At 68.8% G+C, this 13,533-nt stretch carries 16 protein-coding genes; 10 read left to right on the forward strand and 6 right to left on the reverse strand.

Going from position 1 to position 13,533, the window contains the following annotated elements; all coding sequences use genetic code 11:
- Positions 1-61 precede the first annotated feature (61 nt).
- Together ACOZ4N_RS06720 and ACOZ4N_RS06725 are read left to right on the forward strand one after the other, a co-directional pair.
- The gene (locus ACOZ4N_RS06720) at positions 62-877 is read left to right on the forward strand and encodes a class I fructose-bisphosphate aldolase (RefSeq protein WP_424019161.1); all 816 of its coding nucleotides are present in this window, start codon (positions 62-64) and stop codon (positions 875-877) included.
- On the forward strand, positions 878-1,735 hold the full coding sequence (locus ACOZ4N_RS06725; RefSeq protein WP_424019162.1) for a class 1 fructose-bisphosphatase: 858 nt from the start codon (positions 878-880) through the stop codon (positions 1,733-1,735).
- A 13-nt stretch (positions 1,736-1,748) separates the two neighbouring features.
- Here ACOZ4N_RS06725 and ACOZ4N_RS06730 read toward each other — a convergent pair whose 3' ends face one another.
- The 3 genes from ACOZ4N_RS06730 to ACOZ4N_RS06740 form a co-directional block, all read right to left on the reverse strand.
- On the reverse strand, positions 1,749-2,348 hold the full coding sequence (locus ACOZ4N_RS06730) for a hypothetical protein (RefSeq protein ID WP_424019163.1): 600 nt from the start codon (positions 2,346-2,348) through the stop codon (positions 1,749-1,751).
- A 125-nt stretch (positions 2,349-2,473) separates the two neighbouring features.
- Complete coding sequence (locus tag ACOZ4N_RS06735) at positions 2,474-3,922, reverse strand: acetyl-CoA hydrolase/transferase C-terminal domain-containing protein (RefSeq protein WP_424019164.1); 1,449 nt, start codon at positions 3,920-3,922, stop codon at positions 2,474-2,476.
- On the reverse strand, positions 3,919-4,482 hold the full coding sequence (locus tag ACOZ4N_RS06740; protein ID WP_424019165.1) for a MaoC family dehydratase: 564 nt from the start codon (positions 4,480-4,482) through the stop codon (positions 3,919-3,921). Before ACOZ4N_RS06740 ends, ACOZ4N_RS06735 begins: the two co-directional genes overlap by 4 nt.
- Before the next feature lie 93 nt (positions 4,483-4,575).
- Here ACOZ4N_RS06740 and ACOZ4N_RS06745 point away from each other — a divergent pair, with 93 nt between their 5' ends.
- Together ACOZ4N_RS06745 and ACOZ4N_RS06750 are read left to right on the forward strand one after the other, a co-directional pair.
- Positions 4,576-6,324, forward strand: a complete 1,749-nt coding sequence (locus tag ACOZ4N_RS06745) for an acyl-CoA carboxylase subunit beta (RefSeq protein ID WP_424019166.1) — start codon at positions 4,576-4,578, stop codon at positions 6,322-6,324.
- 50 nt (positions 6,325-6,374) lie between these two features.
- Complete coding sequence (locus tag ACOZ4N_RS06750) at positions 6,375-6,797, forward strand: universal stress protein (protein WP_424019167.1); 423 nt, start codon at positions 6,375-6,377, stop codon at positions 6,795-6,797.
- Between the two features lie 4 nt (positions 6,798-6,801).
- On the opposite strand, the gene ACOZ4N_RS06755 is transcribed toward ACOZ4N_RS06750, so the two are convergent.
- From ACOZ4N_RS06755 to btuC, 3 genes are all read right to left on the reverse strand, one after another.
- The gene (locus ACOZ4N_RS06755) at positions 6,802-7,506 is read right to left on the reverse strand and encodes a DUF5518 domain-containing protein (RefSeq protein ID WP_424019168.1); all 705 of its coding nucleotides are present in this window, start codon (positions 7,504-7,506) and stop codon (positions 6,802-6,804) included.
- Between the two features lie 80 nt (positions 7,507-7,586).
- Positions 7,587-8,816 carry a heme ABC transporter ATP-binding protein gene (locus ACOZ4N_RS06760; RefSeq protein WP_424019169.1) on the reverse strand — a complete coding sequence of 410 codons (1,230 nt, stop codon included), beginning with the start codon at positions 8,814-8,816 and terminating at the stop codon, positions 7,587-7,589.
- A complete protein-coding gene (gene btuC, locus ACOZ4N_RS06765; RefSeq protein ID WP_424019170.1) occupies positions 8,813-9,913 on the reverse strand; it encodes a vitamin B12 ABC transporter permease BtuC in 1,101 nt (366 codons plus the stop codon). The genes ACOZ4N_RS06760 and btuC overlap by 4 nt, the downstream gene beginning before the upstream one ends.
- A 61-nt stretch (positions 9,914-9,974) precedes the next feature.
- Here btuC and ACOZ4N_RS06770 point away from each other — a divergent pair, with 61 nt between their 5' ends.
- The 6 genes from ACOZ4N_RS06770 to ACOZ4N_RS06795 all read left to right on the forward strand — a co-directional run bounded on the left by ACOZ4N_RS06770 (position 9,975) and on the right by ACOZ4N_RS06795 (position 13,508).
- Positions 9,975-11,099, forward strand: a complete 1,125-nt coding sequence (locus ACOZ4N_RS06770; RefSeq protein ID WP_424019171.1) for a PGF-CTERM-anchored ABC transporter substrate-binding protein — start codon at positions 9,975-9,977, stop codon at positions 11,097-11,099.
- 46 nt (positions 11,100-11,145) lie between these two features.
- Positions 11,146-11,424, forward strand: a complete 279-nt coding sequence (gene srp19 / locus ACOZ4N_RS06775) for a signal recognition particle subunit SRP19 (protein ID WP_092659734.1) — start codon at positions 11,146-11,148, stop codon at positions 11,422-11,424.
- Between the two features lie 2 nt (positions 11,425-11,426).
- Entirely contained in the window at positions 11,427-11,654 is a 228-nt protein-coding gene (locus ACOZ4N_RS06780; protein ID WP_424019172.1) for an H/ACA ribonucleoprotein complex subunit GAR1, read from the forward strand.
- Positions 11,655-11,738: 84 nt separating this feature from the next.
- Positions 11,739-12,005 carry an AbrB/MazE/SpoVT family DNA-binding domain-containing protein gene (locus ACOZ4N_RS06785; protein WP_424019173.1) on the forward strand — a complete coding sequence of 89 codons (267 nt, stop codon included), beginning with the start codon at positions 11,739-11,741 and terminating at the stop codon, positions 12,003-12,005.
- Positions 12,006-12,008: 3 nt separating this feature from the next.
- The gene (locus tag ACOZ4N_RS06790; protein ID WP_424019174.1) at positions 12,009-12,410 is read left to right on the forward strand and encodes a PIN domain-containing protein; all 402 of its coding nucleotides are present in this window, start codon (positions 12,009-12,011) and stop codon (positions 12,408-12,410) included.
- A 63-nt stretch (positions 12,411-12,473) separates the two neighbouring features.
- The gene (locus tag ACOZ4N_RS06795; RefSeq protein ID WP_424019175.1) at positions 12,474-13,508 is read left to right on the forward strand and encodes a presenilin family intramembrane aspartyl protease PSH; all 1,035 of its coding nucleotides are present in this window, start codon (positions 12,474-12,476) and stop codon (positions 13,506-13,508) included.
- Positions 13,509-13,533 lie beyond the last annotated feature (25 nt).

Genomic DNA, 13,533 nt, shown 5'->3' on the forward strand with positions numbered 1-13,533 from the left:
CAAGATTTCGCTACCCGTCTCCAACAACTTAATTAGCGAACGTGGGGCAGAGAAAGGTGAGATGATCCCTATCGACGACAGCCCCCTGACCCGGGACGGGAAGGTGCTGATCCTGGCGTACGACCACGGCCTGGAACACGGCCCGGTCGACTTCGAGGACGTACCGGAGAGCGCAGACCCCGCACACGTCTTCGACGTGGCGACGCACGACGCCGTGACCTCCCTCGCGGTCCAGAAGGGCGTCGCGGAAGCGTACTACCCCTCCTACGAGGACGACGTGAACCTGCTGGCCAAGCTCAACGGCACGTCGAACCTCTGGCGCGGCGAGCCCAACTCGGCGGTCAACTGGACCGTCGACTACGCCAACGAGGTCGGTGCCGACTCCGTCGGGTTCACCGTCTACGGCGGCTCCAATCACGAGATCGAGATGGTCGAGGAGTTCCGCGACGCCCAGGAGAAGGCCCGCGAGTACGACATGCCCGTCGTCATGTGGTCCTACCCGCGCGGCCAGGGCCTGCGTAACGCCAAGACGCCCGAGAGCATCGCCTATTCGGCCCGCCTGGGCCTCGAACTCGGCGCGGACGTGGCCAAGGTGAAGTACCCCGGCAGTCAGGACGCGATGGAGGAGACCGTCCGCATGGCCGGCAAGACGAAGGTCGTCATGTCCGGCGGCTCGAAGCGAAGCGACGAGGAGTTCCTCTCGAACGTCAAGTCCGTGATCGACGCGGGTGGCGCGGGGCTGGCGGTCGGCCGGAACGTCTTCCAGCGCGAGAACCCCGAGCGCATCCTCGACGCCCTGGAGAAGGTGATCTTCGAGGAGTCCTCCGTCGAGGAGGCCCTGGCCGCCGCCGAGGGCGCGGCCCCCGAAGCCGAATAGATGCGCGACACGGTATCCGAGATCGTCGACGTGGTCACCGAAACCGCACCCGACGTGCGGGCGGGCCTGACCGGTCGGCGCGAGTACGAGACCAGCGAGAACCCCTCGGGCGAGCAGATGCTGGCGGCCGACCGCCACGCCGACGAGTTGCTCGAAGACCGCCTGCTCGCCATCGACGGCGTCGCCAGCTACGCCAGCGAGGAGCGCGAGGAGATCGTCGAGTCCGGCGACGGTGACCTCCACGTCGCCTGTGACCCGCTGGACGGCTCGTCGAACCTGAAGTCCAACAACGTCATGGGGACGATCCTCGCGGTGTACGACGAGCCGTTGCCGGCCCCGGGCCGAGCGCTCGTCGCCGCGGGCTACGTTCTCTACGGTCCGATCACGACGCTCGTGCTGGCCCGGGACGACACGGTGACCGAGTACGTGATCGACGACACCGACGAGGGCGTGGAGCGCCGCGTGGTCGAGGAGGACGTGACGCTCCCCGCCGATCCGGTGGTCTACGGGTTCGGCGGCCGCGTCCCGGACTGGCACGCCGACTTCGAGGCGTTCGTGCGCGAGATCGAGGACGAACTGAAACTCCGCTACGGCGGTGCGATGATCGGCGACGTGAGCCAGGTCATGGAGTACGGCGGTATCTTCGCGTACCCCTCGCTGGAGTCCGCCGAGAACGGCAAGCTCCGCCTCCAGTTCGAGGGCAATCCCATCGGCTACATCGTCGAGTCGGCCGGTGGACGCTCCTCCGACGGCGAGCAGTCGCTCCTGGAGGTCGAACCCGACAGACTCCACCAGCGCGTCCCGGTCCACGTCGGCAACACCGAGTTGATCGAGCGACTGGAAGGCGCGCTGGACTGACCGCCGACTCGTTCTAGAACCGCCCGCTGGGCACCGAGCGCTCGCTCGTCGAGGCACCCATGTGCCGCCGGACGGCACCGCCCATGCCGAGCGAAAGGATCAGAAACAGCGGAACCTCCCCGAACGGGACGAGCTGGAAGGCCACCACGAGGACGGCCCCGACGAGGAGGCCGAGCCAGGGGCCGCCACTGGCGAACCGGTTCGCGACGAACCGGCCGACCGAGATCACGCCGAGGATGCCCCAGGCGACGTAGAACACGAGCAGCGCGATCCAGACCGGGATCGTGACTAGCCCCATCAGGGGGATGACCGACACGAACCCGACGGCGAACGCCAGAACCAGGAAGCAGAGTTGCACGGCGATGCCGATGGCGAGCGAGACTGGCGCATTCGCTCGAATCGCGTCCAGTGACTCGTGTGTGTAGGTCTGAAACAGCGCCAGCATGCAGACGCCGACGAAGGTCGTTAGCGCGAGGCCCACAGCGACCCGGATCTCCAGGGGCACCACCGGAGCCGTCCGTCCCACCGGCATCGGCTGAGCCGCCCCGACGCCGCTGGTGCCGACCGACACCCCCAGCGCGACCAGCACCGATCTGATTCCCGCCCGCTGCACCGACCGCCCACCGTCCCGCACCCGTGCCAACATCGTGAGTTCAGGCGTCTGTTCGGGGCCCCGGAAGTAATTGTTGGGGTTCCCACATGACAGACCGAATGGAGCCAGTCCCGGAAACCCGAGACTCACTCGTGCCAGGAGAGCGCCGCGTCGAGGTCGTGGGGTTCGTGCCCCCCACTATCGAGCGCGCGGTCGAGATACGCCGCCAGTCGGTCGCGGTAGTCGGGGTGGGCACAGCGGTCGACGAGCAGGCGAGCGCGCTCCCGCGGGGCGGTGCCGCGCAGGTCGGCGACGCCGTGTTCTGTGACGACGGCGTCCACGTCGTGTTCGGTGTGGTCGACGTGGGGCACCATCGGGACGATTCGCGAGCGGTCACCGTCACCGACCGTCGAGGGCAGGGCGATGATCGACAGCGCCGCGTTGCGCGTGAAGTCGGCGCTCCCGCCGATGCCGTTCAGCACTCTGGAGCCGTCGACGTGCGTGGAGTTGGCGTGGCCGTACAGGTCGACTTCGAGGGCGCTGTTGACCGCGACGACGCCGACGCGGTCGATGAGTGCAGGCCGGTTCGACACGTCGGCGGGGCGCAACACCACGTCCTCGGCGTAGCGTTCGGCGTCGGCGAACAGCCGATCCTGTCCCTCGGCCGAGAGCGCGAGCGATGTCGCGCTGGCCGACGCCAACTCGCCAGCATCGAGCAGGTCGAGCAAGCCGTCCTGGATGACCTCGCCGAAGTAGATCAGGTCGCGGTCGCCGAAGTCGGCGTCCGCGAGCGCGCCCATCAGCGCGTTGCCGAGGCTCCCGACGCCGAACTGGACGCGCACGGAGTCGGCGAACAGCGGCGAGCGCTCGACCTCGTGGGTCAGAAACGAGCGCAGATTCCCCGCGATGGCCCGGTCTGTCGCGGTCGGCTCGCGGAACTCGTAGGGCTCGTCGCGGCGGTCGGTCTCGACCACGGCGGTCAGCGCGTCGGAATCGAACTCGATCCGCGGGCCGCCGATGCGCTCGCCCGGCGCGGACAGCGGCACGGGGTCACGGTCGGGCGGCAGGGCAGGGCGGTAGATGTCGTGGAACCCCGCGAGCGACCGCGGCTGTGCGTGATTGACCTCGACGATCAACGCCTCGGCGCGCTCGACGTAGGCCGGAGTGTGCCCGACCGATCCCGATGGAATCAGCCAGTCCTCGCCGACAGCGACGGCCTCGACCACGGCCACGTCGGGGTCGACCAGCCCGCCGAACTGCACGTCGTCGCCGAGCGTCGAGATGTGGCGGTCGGCGAAGGCCATCCGGCCGTCGTTTGCCGCCGCCCGGGCCGGCGAGCGGGCCTGGTAGGGGTAGCGGCGGGCGATGGCGTCGGCCTCGACGAGTTCCACGTCGATCTCCTCGCCGACGCTCCCGCCGCTGACGACCGTGAGCGAGAGGTCTCGGTCCGACTCGGCCAGCGCGAGCGGGACGGCCTTCGGGTAGCCGACGCTCCCGAAACCGCTCACCAGCATCGTCGCGTCCGCGGGCACGTCGGCGGCCGCGCTGGCGGCGTCGGTGACTGGAAGCTCGCCCTCGATCCGCTGGTCGGTCACGACAGGTCCTCCGGCTGGGTGCCGACGCCGTCGGGCCAGCCCGTGGGCGCGGCCGCCGAGGGCTCGGCGGCCTCGCGTTTCAGCACCATCGGCGTCCGTTCGAGCGTGAGGACGAGTTCGTCGTCCTGGTTGTACGTCCTGAGTTCGGTGGTGACGATGCCGACGTGGTCCCGGGAGTCCGATTCGCGCTTGTCGATGACTTCGCTCTCGGCGAACAGCGTGTCGCCGTGGAACACGGGCGCGTGGTGGCGGATGTCGTCGTAGCCGAGGTTCGCCGTTGCGTTGGCCGACACGTCGACGACGCTCATCCCGACCGCGAGCGCGATCACGAAGGTGCCGTCGACGAGGCGCTCGCCGAACTCCGTCTCGGCGGCGTAGGCCTCGTTGAAGTGCATCGGGTTTGCGTTCATCGTGAGGTTCGTGAACCAGACGTTGTCCGTCTCCGTGACGGTCCGGCCGTAGGGGTGTTTGTACACGTCGCCGATCCGGAAGTCCTCGAAGAAGCGGCCCTGCCACCCCTCCACGAGGCGGCGGTCGGTGTCGTCCGTGTCTGCAGGCATAACCCCTCCCTCGAACGCCGGGATTGTGTCAGTGTCGGTCGGGAACCGAGACAGGGGAAAACGGTTTCACACTCCTGGGCCCAGTCGTGGGCGATGAAAGTCCGCGTTCCCGAGGGGGCAGACGAGGAGGAACTGGCCGCCATCGCCGAGGCGATGGCCCAGCACGTCGCAGATACCGTCGAGTTGTACGTCGGCGACGCGACCGAACCCGCCGTCACGCACACGGCACCGTCGAACGCCACACCGGAACCGGACGGGGACCTGGGGCCGACCGAACGCGAGCAACGCCTGCGCGAGGAGATCGAAGACATCGAGCGCGGCGGTCCCGAGAAGTACCGCGACCGCCTCGAAGAACAGGGGAAACTGTTCGTCCGCGACCGCCTCGACCTCTGGTTTGGAGAGGACGGCGTCGCGTTCGAGGACGGGAAGTTCGCGAACTTCGATAGCTGGCACGAGAACGCGGCGGACGGTGACGAGAACGACGGCGACCGCCTCCCCGCCGACGGCCTGCTCACGGGTGCCGCGGAGTTCGAGGGCCGGGACGTACACTTCATGGCCAACGACTTCACCGTGAAGGCGGGGAGCATGGCCGAGAAGGGCGTCGAGAAGTTCCTCCGGATGCAACAGCGGGCCCTGAAGACGGGCAAACCCGTCCTCTACCTGATGGACTCCTCGGGGGGCCGGATCGACCAGCAGACGGGCTTTTTCGCCAACCGCGAGGGGATCGGGAAGTACTACTACAACCACTCGCGGCTCTCGGGCCGGGTGCCACAGATCTGCGTCCTCTATGGCCCCTGTATCGCCGGCGCGGCCTACACGCCGATCTTCGCGGACTTCACCGTGATGGTCAGGGACGTGAGCGCGATGGCCATCGCCAGCCCCCGGATGGTCGAGATGGTCACCGGCGAGGAGATCGACCTGCAGGACCTGGGCGGCGCGGAGGTCCACGCCCGCCACACCGGCAGCGCGGACCTGATCGCGGAAGACGAGGAACACGCCCGGGCGCTCGTGGCGCAACTGCTCTCCTATCTCCCGGACAACAGCGACGAGAAACCACCAAAGACCGCGGGTTCCGCACCCGCGAAATCGCCCGATGGGATCGACGCAATCGTCCCCGCCGAGCCGAACAAGGGTTACGACATGACCCGCGTGATCGAGCGCGTGGTCGACGCCAACTCCTTTTTCGAGTTGCGCCCGCAGTTCGGCTCGGAGATTCTGACCGGTTTCGCCCGCATCGACGGGCGACCCGTCGGCGTCGTGGCCAACCAGCCCGCCCAGCGCGCGGGGGCGATCTTCCCGGACGCCGCCGAGAAGGCCGCCCAGTTCGTCTGGACCTGCGACGCCTACGACGTGCCCCTGCTGTACCTGTGTGACACGCCAGGCTTCATGGCCGGGTCCGGCGTCGAGAAGGAGGGCATCCTCGAACAGGGCAAGAAGATGATCTACGCCACCTCGGCGGCGACGGTCCCCAAGCAGTGCGTCGTGGTCAGGAAGGCCTACGGCGCGGGCATCTACGCGATGTCGGGGCCGGCCTACGACCCCGAGTCGACCATCGCGCTCCCGAGCGGCGAGATTGCGATCATGGGCCCGGAGGCGGCCATCAACGCCGTCTACGCCAACCGGCTGGCGGCCATCGACGATGAGGAGGAACGGGCCGCGAGGGAGCAAGAACTCCGCGAACAGTTCCGCGAGGACATCGACGTGCATCGGATGGCCAGCGAGGTCGTCATCGACGAGATCGTGCCCCCGAGCGACCTCCGGACGGAACTGGCCGCCCGCTTTGCCTTCTACGAGGACGTGGAGAAAGAGCGACCGAGCAAGAAACACGGGACCGTCATCTGACCCGACCCGCAACCGAAAGGCGTGTGTACACCGCGGGGTGAGATTTCGCTATGTACGACGACATTCTGATTCCGACCGACGGCGGCGAGGGGTTCGGTGCCGTCCTGGACCGCGCCGTCGAAATCGCACCGGACACGGCGACCGTCCACGTCCTCTACGTCGTCGACGACCGTGCGTTCCTGACCCTCGACGACGAGATGAAGTCTGAGGTCCTCGAGGACCTCCAGGCGGAAGGGACCGACGCCGTGGGCACTGTCGCCGACGAAGTCGAGGCCGCCGGCCTGGATGCCGTCACCGCGATCCGACGTGGCACGCCGGCCGACGAGATCGTCGCCTACGCCGAGCAGGAAGACATCGACGTGGTGACCATGGGGACACAGGGCGACGACTACACGCAGAACATCCTCGGCAGTACGGCCGAAAAAGTCGTCGCCGACGCGTCGGTCCCGGTGTTGACCGTCGATCTGTCCTGACTTCTCAGGCCGACCGCTCGGCCAGTTCGACGCCGAGGTACCCGCCCAGCGCCGACAGTCCGACGACGGTGAGGACGGTCACGACCAGCGCGAACAGCAGGACGAGCGCGACGGCGACTGCACCGAGGCCGACGCCGATCTCGGCACCGACGACCGCGGCCCCGCCGATCAGAAACGCAAAGAGGACGATCACCGGGATCGACGTGACCAGCCCCGAGTACGCGCCGGCGCGGATGCCGTTGCTCCCGTCACCGCGGCCGAGGTAGCCCGCGACCGCCCCACCGAGCACGGGCGAGAACGGGACGAAAGAGGTGACGACGGTGACGACCGCGCCGATCACGGCGTTGGTGGTCGTGTCCGGGCCGGCCTCGCCGGTCTCGGCGCGGCGGCGGTGCCAGCGAGTGCGGTAGGCCATGAACGCGACACCGGCGACCACGAACAGCAGGCCCGTGACGGCGAGGCCGATACCGCCCCACCAGGCGAGGCCGTAGAGCGCGTCCACGAGTTGCGCCTCGGTGAGTCCGTCCGAGCGGACGGTGCCCTCGGCGACGGCGGCGGCGATCCAACTGCGGTCGGCCGCGCTGTAGAGCGCGATTCCGCCCGCCGCGAACAGCAGGCCTGCGAGGATCGTCACGAGGGTGACAGCCCAGTCGACGGTGCGGCTGACGGTCCCCGAGCCGATGCCCTGTGAGTTGGATACTGAAGACATACCTGAATGTACGTCCGGTGTGGACATAAACTAGCAGTGACGGTTGCTGACACTGAAACTGCGACCGGCGGTGTACCGGCTCAGTCGTCGGCGGGCAGTTCCCGCTCGGGCGCGACGGTGACGAGGGCCTCCAGTACGTCCGCCGGCGACGCGACCCGTGTCGATTTCTCGGGTCGGGTCGGAGCAATTCGGTCCTCGCATTCGGTGTCTACCGGCCTCGCTCCGTCGACCGTCACGACCGGGAGTCGGGCGTCGAGTACGGCCGCGATGCCGTCGGCGGCCGGTGGGTCGGCCGCGACGAGTGCGTCCGCCTCGTCGCGGAGGACGCGCACGCGGTCGCGAATCGCGGCGTCCGGCGATCCGAACGCCGGGGCGGTCACGGTCTCCAGATCGCGAGCGCGGGCGGTCTCGGCGGCGAGATCGCCCTCGGGAAGCGGACCGACCGTGACCGTCACGCCGGCGTCGTGGAGCCGGGCGATCACCCGCGCGGCGGTCCGGCCGGTCCCGACGACGTGGACGGTCAGCTCACGGTCCCGGCGGTCGCCGAGGGCCGTCACCGAGGGCGTCCCCGTGGTGGGGTGGGTCGTCACCGCGGCATCGGCGTCGAAGGCCGCGCCGAGTGCGGAGGCGTCCAGCACCTCCGCCGGCGGGCCGTTCGCCAGCACCCGGCCGTCGGCGAGCAGGACGATGCGATCACAGAACCGCGCGGCCAGGTCGAGGTCGTGGATCGCCGCGAGCGCGGCCTTGCCCGAGGCGGCCAGCTCCGAGACGAGCGACAGCGTCTCGACCTGATGGTTCACGTCGAGGCTCGCGGTGGGTTCGTCGAGCAGGAGCGCGGGCGTGTCCTGTGCGAGGGCACGGGCGAGCAGGACGCGCTGACGCTCGCCGCCGCTCACTTCGTCGACCGGGCGGTCGGCGAATCGGGCTGTGTCTGTCCGGTCCAGTGCGCGCCGAATCGCTCGCTGGTCGGCCTCCCGGTCGGTCCGCCCGAAGCGCGTGTGGTAGGGCGTCCGTCCCATCGCCACGATGTCCTCGACGGAGAAGTCGAAGCCGACGTGGGTATCCTGGGGGACGGTCGCGACCAGTCGCCCCCGCTCGCGGGCCGAACAGTCGCTAATCGGCCGACCGTCGACCCTGACGGTCCCGGATTCGGGCGTGAGAACGCCGGTGATGGCCTGCAGGAGCGTGGTCTTGCCCGCGCCGTTGGGGCCGACGAGGGCGACGAACTCCCCCTCGTCGACTGACAGAGACACGTCCTCGAAGACGGTGACGCCGCCGCGAGCGACCGTGAGATCGGAGACGTCGATCACAGCGCGTGCACCTCCCGGTTCCGGAGCAGGTAGAGGAAGAAGGGTGCGCCCAGCGCGGCGGTGACGATGCCGACGGGGACCTCCGCGGGTCCGGCGCGGGCGAACGTGTCGGCGGCGACGAGGAAGGCCGCACCCGCGAGGGCGCTCGTCGGGAGCAGGATGCGGTGGTCCGGGCCGACGAGCAATCGCATGACGTGGGGGACGATCAGCCCGACGAAGCCGATGACGCCCGCGACCGACACCGCCGCGGCGGTGATGACGCTGGAAACCGCGAGCAGGATTCGCTTGGTGCGTTCGACCTCGATGCCGAGCGTGTGCGCGTCGGCCTCCCCGAGCAGGAGGACGTTCAGGTCGCGGGCGTAGGCATACAGGACCGCGAACGCGAGCAGGGCGAGCGGCAGGGTCACCTCCACCTCGGCCCACGACGAGCCCGAGAGCTGGCCCATCAGCCAGTAGACGGCCTCCCGGAGACTCCCCCCGGCCTGCAACAGCATGTAGGAGACCGCCGCCCCGAGGAGGGTCTGGACCGCGACGCCCGCCAGGAGTAGCGTGGCGACCGGCGTGCGGCCGCCCTCGCTGGCGATGGCGTAGACGCCGAAGGCGGCCACCAGCGCCCCGACGAAGGCGGCGGTCTGGAGGCCGAAGGGGATCGCGAGCGGGAAGGCGATGGTCGCGACCGCGCCGACGGCCGCGCCCGAGGAGACGCCGATGATCGACGGGTCGGCCATGGGGTTGCGGAAGAAGCCCTGCATGACCGCGCCGGCCGACGACAGCGAGAAGCCGACGACGGCCGCCAGCGCGATCCGGGGGAGGCGCACCTGCCGGACGATGATCTCGGCGGTCGTCGGCACCGACAGCGAGAGCGGGTAGTAGTAGGACAGGTCCGGCACCGGGACGGGGACCGACGCACCGAACGCGCCGGCGGATTCGACGCTCACCGAGACGCCGACCGGGACGGCGACGGCGTTGAGCGTGGCCTTGGCGACGGTGACGGCGTCGATGGCGACGGGTCCGACGGTCGCGCTCGCGAGGACGACCGCCACGAGGAGGACGGACAGCCCGGCCGACCACCAGACGGTCCGGACGCCCGTGTGCATAGTCTCCAAGCTGGATTGGAGTAGGCAAATACTTATTGGATACCGACAGAGGCTGACGCAGATGAACACGCGAACACTCGTTCTCGCGGCGGTCGTGCTGGTCGCCGGCGGACTCGCGGCGACCGGCGCGGTGGCCGGTGGGTCGGCCGACGGTACTTCGGCCGACCGATCTGCCCTGGGGCCGTCCGTCGGTGATCGGGCGGCGTCGGTTGCACAGAGCAGTTGTGAGTTCCCGGTCACGCGGACGGACGTGACGGGGACCGAGGTCACGGTCGAGGAGCGGCCGGAGCGGATCGTCGCGCTCCAGCCCAGCGACGCCCAGATCCTCTGGGAGATCGGCGCGCAGGATCGGGTCGTCGGGATGCCGGTGAACCAGTACACGTCGTATCTCGACGGTCGGTCCGGCAAGGCGGACGTGAGCGGTGAGGGCGTCGTCGAGAAGGTCGTCGGCACCAACCCCGATCTGGTGCTGGCGGCGAACGTCTCCGATCCGGAGACGGTCGCGTCGCTCCGTGACGCCGGAGTGACGGTGTACCACTTCGCCGGCGTGGAGTCGCTGGAGGGAATCGCACGGAACGTCGAGACCGTCGGCCGGCTGGTCGGGTCCTGCGAGTCCGCGCGCGAGGAAGCCGACGAGTTCCGACTCACCGTCGAGCGCGCACGGGCGGCCCACGCGAACGCGAGCGACCGGCCGTCCGTGCTGTACACCTTCTTCGGCTTCACGACCGGTACGGGAACCCACATCCACGACGCCATCGAGGCCGCCGGCGGGGAGAACGTCGCCGCCGAGGCCGGACTGGAGGGGTACAAGGAACTCAGCGACGAGATCGTGATCGACCGGAACCCGGAGTGGATCGTCTACCCCGACGACTACGCGATCCCCGAGGGGACGCCGTACAACCAGACGAGCGCGATCCGGCAAAACCAGACCATCGCGCTGGATTACAGCTACATCAACCAGCCCGGGCCTCGCGTGGCCATCCCGCTAACCCAACTCGCGAGGACCTGGTACCCCGAGGGGCTGGCCGAAGCCAACCGCACGGTGAACGCCTCCGACGTGGCGTCGCCGAACCGGACGGCGGCGGAGACGACTGCGGTGAACGGCCCCGGCTTCGGTGTCGCGGTGGCGACGCTCGCCGTGCTGGCCCTGATCGCGGCGGCGCTTCTCGTCGGGCGTCGGCGGTGAAGGCTGGACGGAAAAGTCCTTACCGACGGCCCGGCCAGAGGCGAGTATGGTCGAAAACGTCATCTGGCCCGCCTACCTCGACGCGGAGTTGACCCGCGCCGAGGGTCGGCGGGTCAATCTGGAGCAGGCGGTCCCCGAGCCGACCGTCGACGAGATCGCACAGGCGGTCCAGCAGGTGGGCTACGACGCCGTCATCGAGCGGGACAAACAGTACTCCCGGGAGTTCGAGCCGCGGGGTCGCGTCCTCGTCAAGGACGCCGACGACGCGACCAAGAGCGACCTCCTCGGGGCGGTCGCGGCCTACCTCGACGTGATCCGCTCGTGAGCATGCAACGCGTCGGCGAGGTCGTCCGCACCGCGCAGGGCCTCGCGGTGGTCCGCTCGCCCGACGACGGCCACCCCGACTTCGGCACGACCGTCGTCGACGAGAACCTGGACGAGATCGGCCGCGTCGTGGACGTGTTCGGGCCCGTCGAGCAACCTTACGTGGCCGTCTCGGCCGACGAAGGGGTTCGCCTGCCGACCTTGCTGGGGTCGGCGCTGTACGCGCGGTGAATCATCGTCACACCAGAGAGACGGGAATCATCTATTGATTACGGGAACACTTTTTGTTTCTCCCGTTCAACGAGCGGGTACGTCATGTCCAAGTCGACGGACGAACGGGGGCGGCTCTACCTCCCGAAAGCCGTTCGCGAGCGGTTCGGTGAGCAGTATCGGATCGTCGAACTACCGAGCCACGTCGCACTCTTCCCCGTCGACGAGGACCCGCTGGACGGGCTTCAGGCAGCCGTCGGCGATGCTCTCGCGGAGACGGACGCAGACGAGCTGAAATCGGACGCACGCGAGGGGGTCTCCCGGGAGGTTCGGGCGGAAGCAACGGAGCGGTCACGGAACGATGGGGAGTGAGCCGTGTACGTCGAAACGGACTTTCTCATCGCTCTGGTGAAAGACGACGACTGGCTACAGGACGCCGCGATCCGTGCCCTCGAGGAGCGCGATGACATCCATACCTCGATACTCGCCTACGCCGAGATTCTGGTACTGTTTTACGACCGCGAGGCCGCCGAGTACGAGATCGATGCTCCGCGAGCGATCACAAATCTGCTCGAACTGGTCCCCATCGAGCCAGAATCCCACGAGGATGCGGTCCTGGCCGCCGCTGCGTTCCTCGACGAGTACGACCTCACTCCGTTCGATGCACTCCACGCTGGCCTCGTCACGACCCGCGACGGCCGTGTGTTCTCGACCGAGCAGGACTACGATGCTGTCGGCCTCGACCGTACGCCGCTGGAACGCGACTCGTCGGGGTGAGAGCCCGGCGTTCGACGACGCCGTCTTCGCAATCCTGAAACGGGAGACGGGCGTGGGGCTGGTATGGAGCAGCGAACGCGGGCGCTCGTCGCGAGCGCATTCATCGGACTGATCTTTCTGCTCGTGCAACTGGGGGCGCTGGCGCTGGTCCAGCCGTTCGAGGCGGCCGGCTACCAGGCCGTCGAGGACCCGAGCGACCCGACGAACACCGTCGTCTACGTGGCGGCGATCCTCGTCGCGACCGGGCTCATGTTGCTGGCGATCAAGCTGGACGTGGACCAGCTCATCCGGGCGTTCGTCGTCTTCGCCGGCGTCTACCTCTCGTGGTACGTGTTCAGCGTCGTCGTCCCGAGCGTCGTCACCTACGCGGGGTTCAACGTGCTGGGTGTGGCGGCGGCGCTCGCGCTCGGGGCCGCACTCCTGCTGTATCCGGAGTGGTACGTCATCGACGCCTCCGGGGTCGTCATGGGAGCCGGCGCGGCCGGCCTGTTCGGGATCAGCTTCGGCCTCCTGCCGGCCATCCTGTTGCTGGCCGTGCTGGCCATCTACGACGCCATCAGCGTCTACGGCACCGAACACATGCTGACGCTGGCGTCCGGCGTGATGGATCTGAAGGTTCCGGTGGTGCTGGTCGTCCCGCTCACGCTCTCGTACTCGTTCCTGTCGGCCGAGACGCCCGATCCCACTGGCGAGGTCGAGGGCGAGGCGGCGGCCAACGGCGGCGCTCCCGACGAGGCAGAGACCGAAGACGGCGGGGACGAGGGAGACCCCGAGGACGACCCGATGGACCGTGACGCGCTGTTCATCGGCCTCGGCGATGCGGTGATTCCAACCGTCCTCGTGGCCAGCGCGGCCTTCTTCGCGCCGGCGTCGGTCCCCACCGTGGGCGCGCTGGGGCTGGTGATTCCGGTCACCGCGCTGGGGGCGATGATCGGCACCTTCCTCGGACTGGCCTTGCTCTTGCGGATGGTGCTGGAGGGGCGTGCCCACGCGGGCCTCCCGCTGCTGAACGGTGGCGTCATTGGGGGCTACCTCGTCGCCGCACTGGTCAGTGGCCTCCCGCTGCTGGAGGCGCTCGGGCTCGCGGGCTTCATCTAAGTTTTTCCGCTCGGCGTCGGAAGGA

The sequence above is a fragment of the Halorientalis pallida genome (genome assembly GCF_049605515.1).
Classification (GTDB): domain Archaea; phylum Halobacteriota; class Halobacteria; order Halobacteriales; family Haloarculaceae; genus Halorientalis; species Halorientalis pallida_A.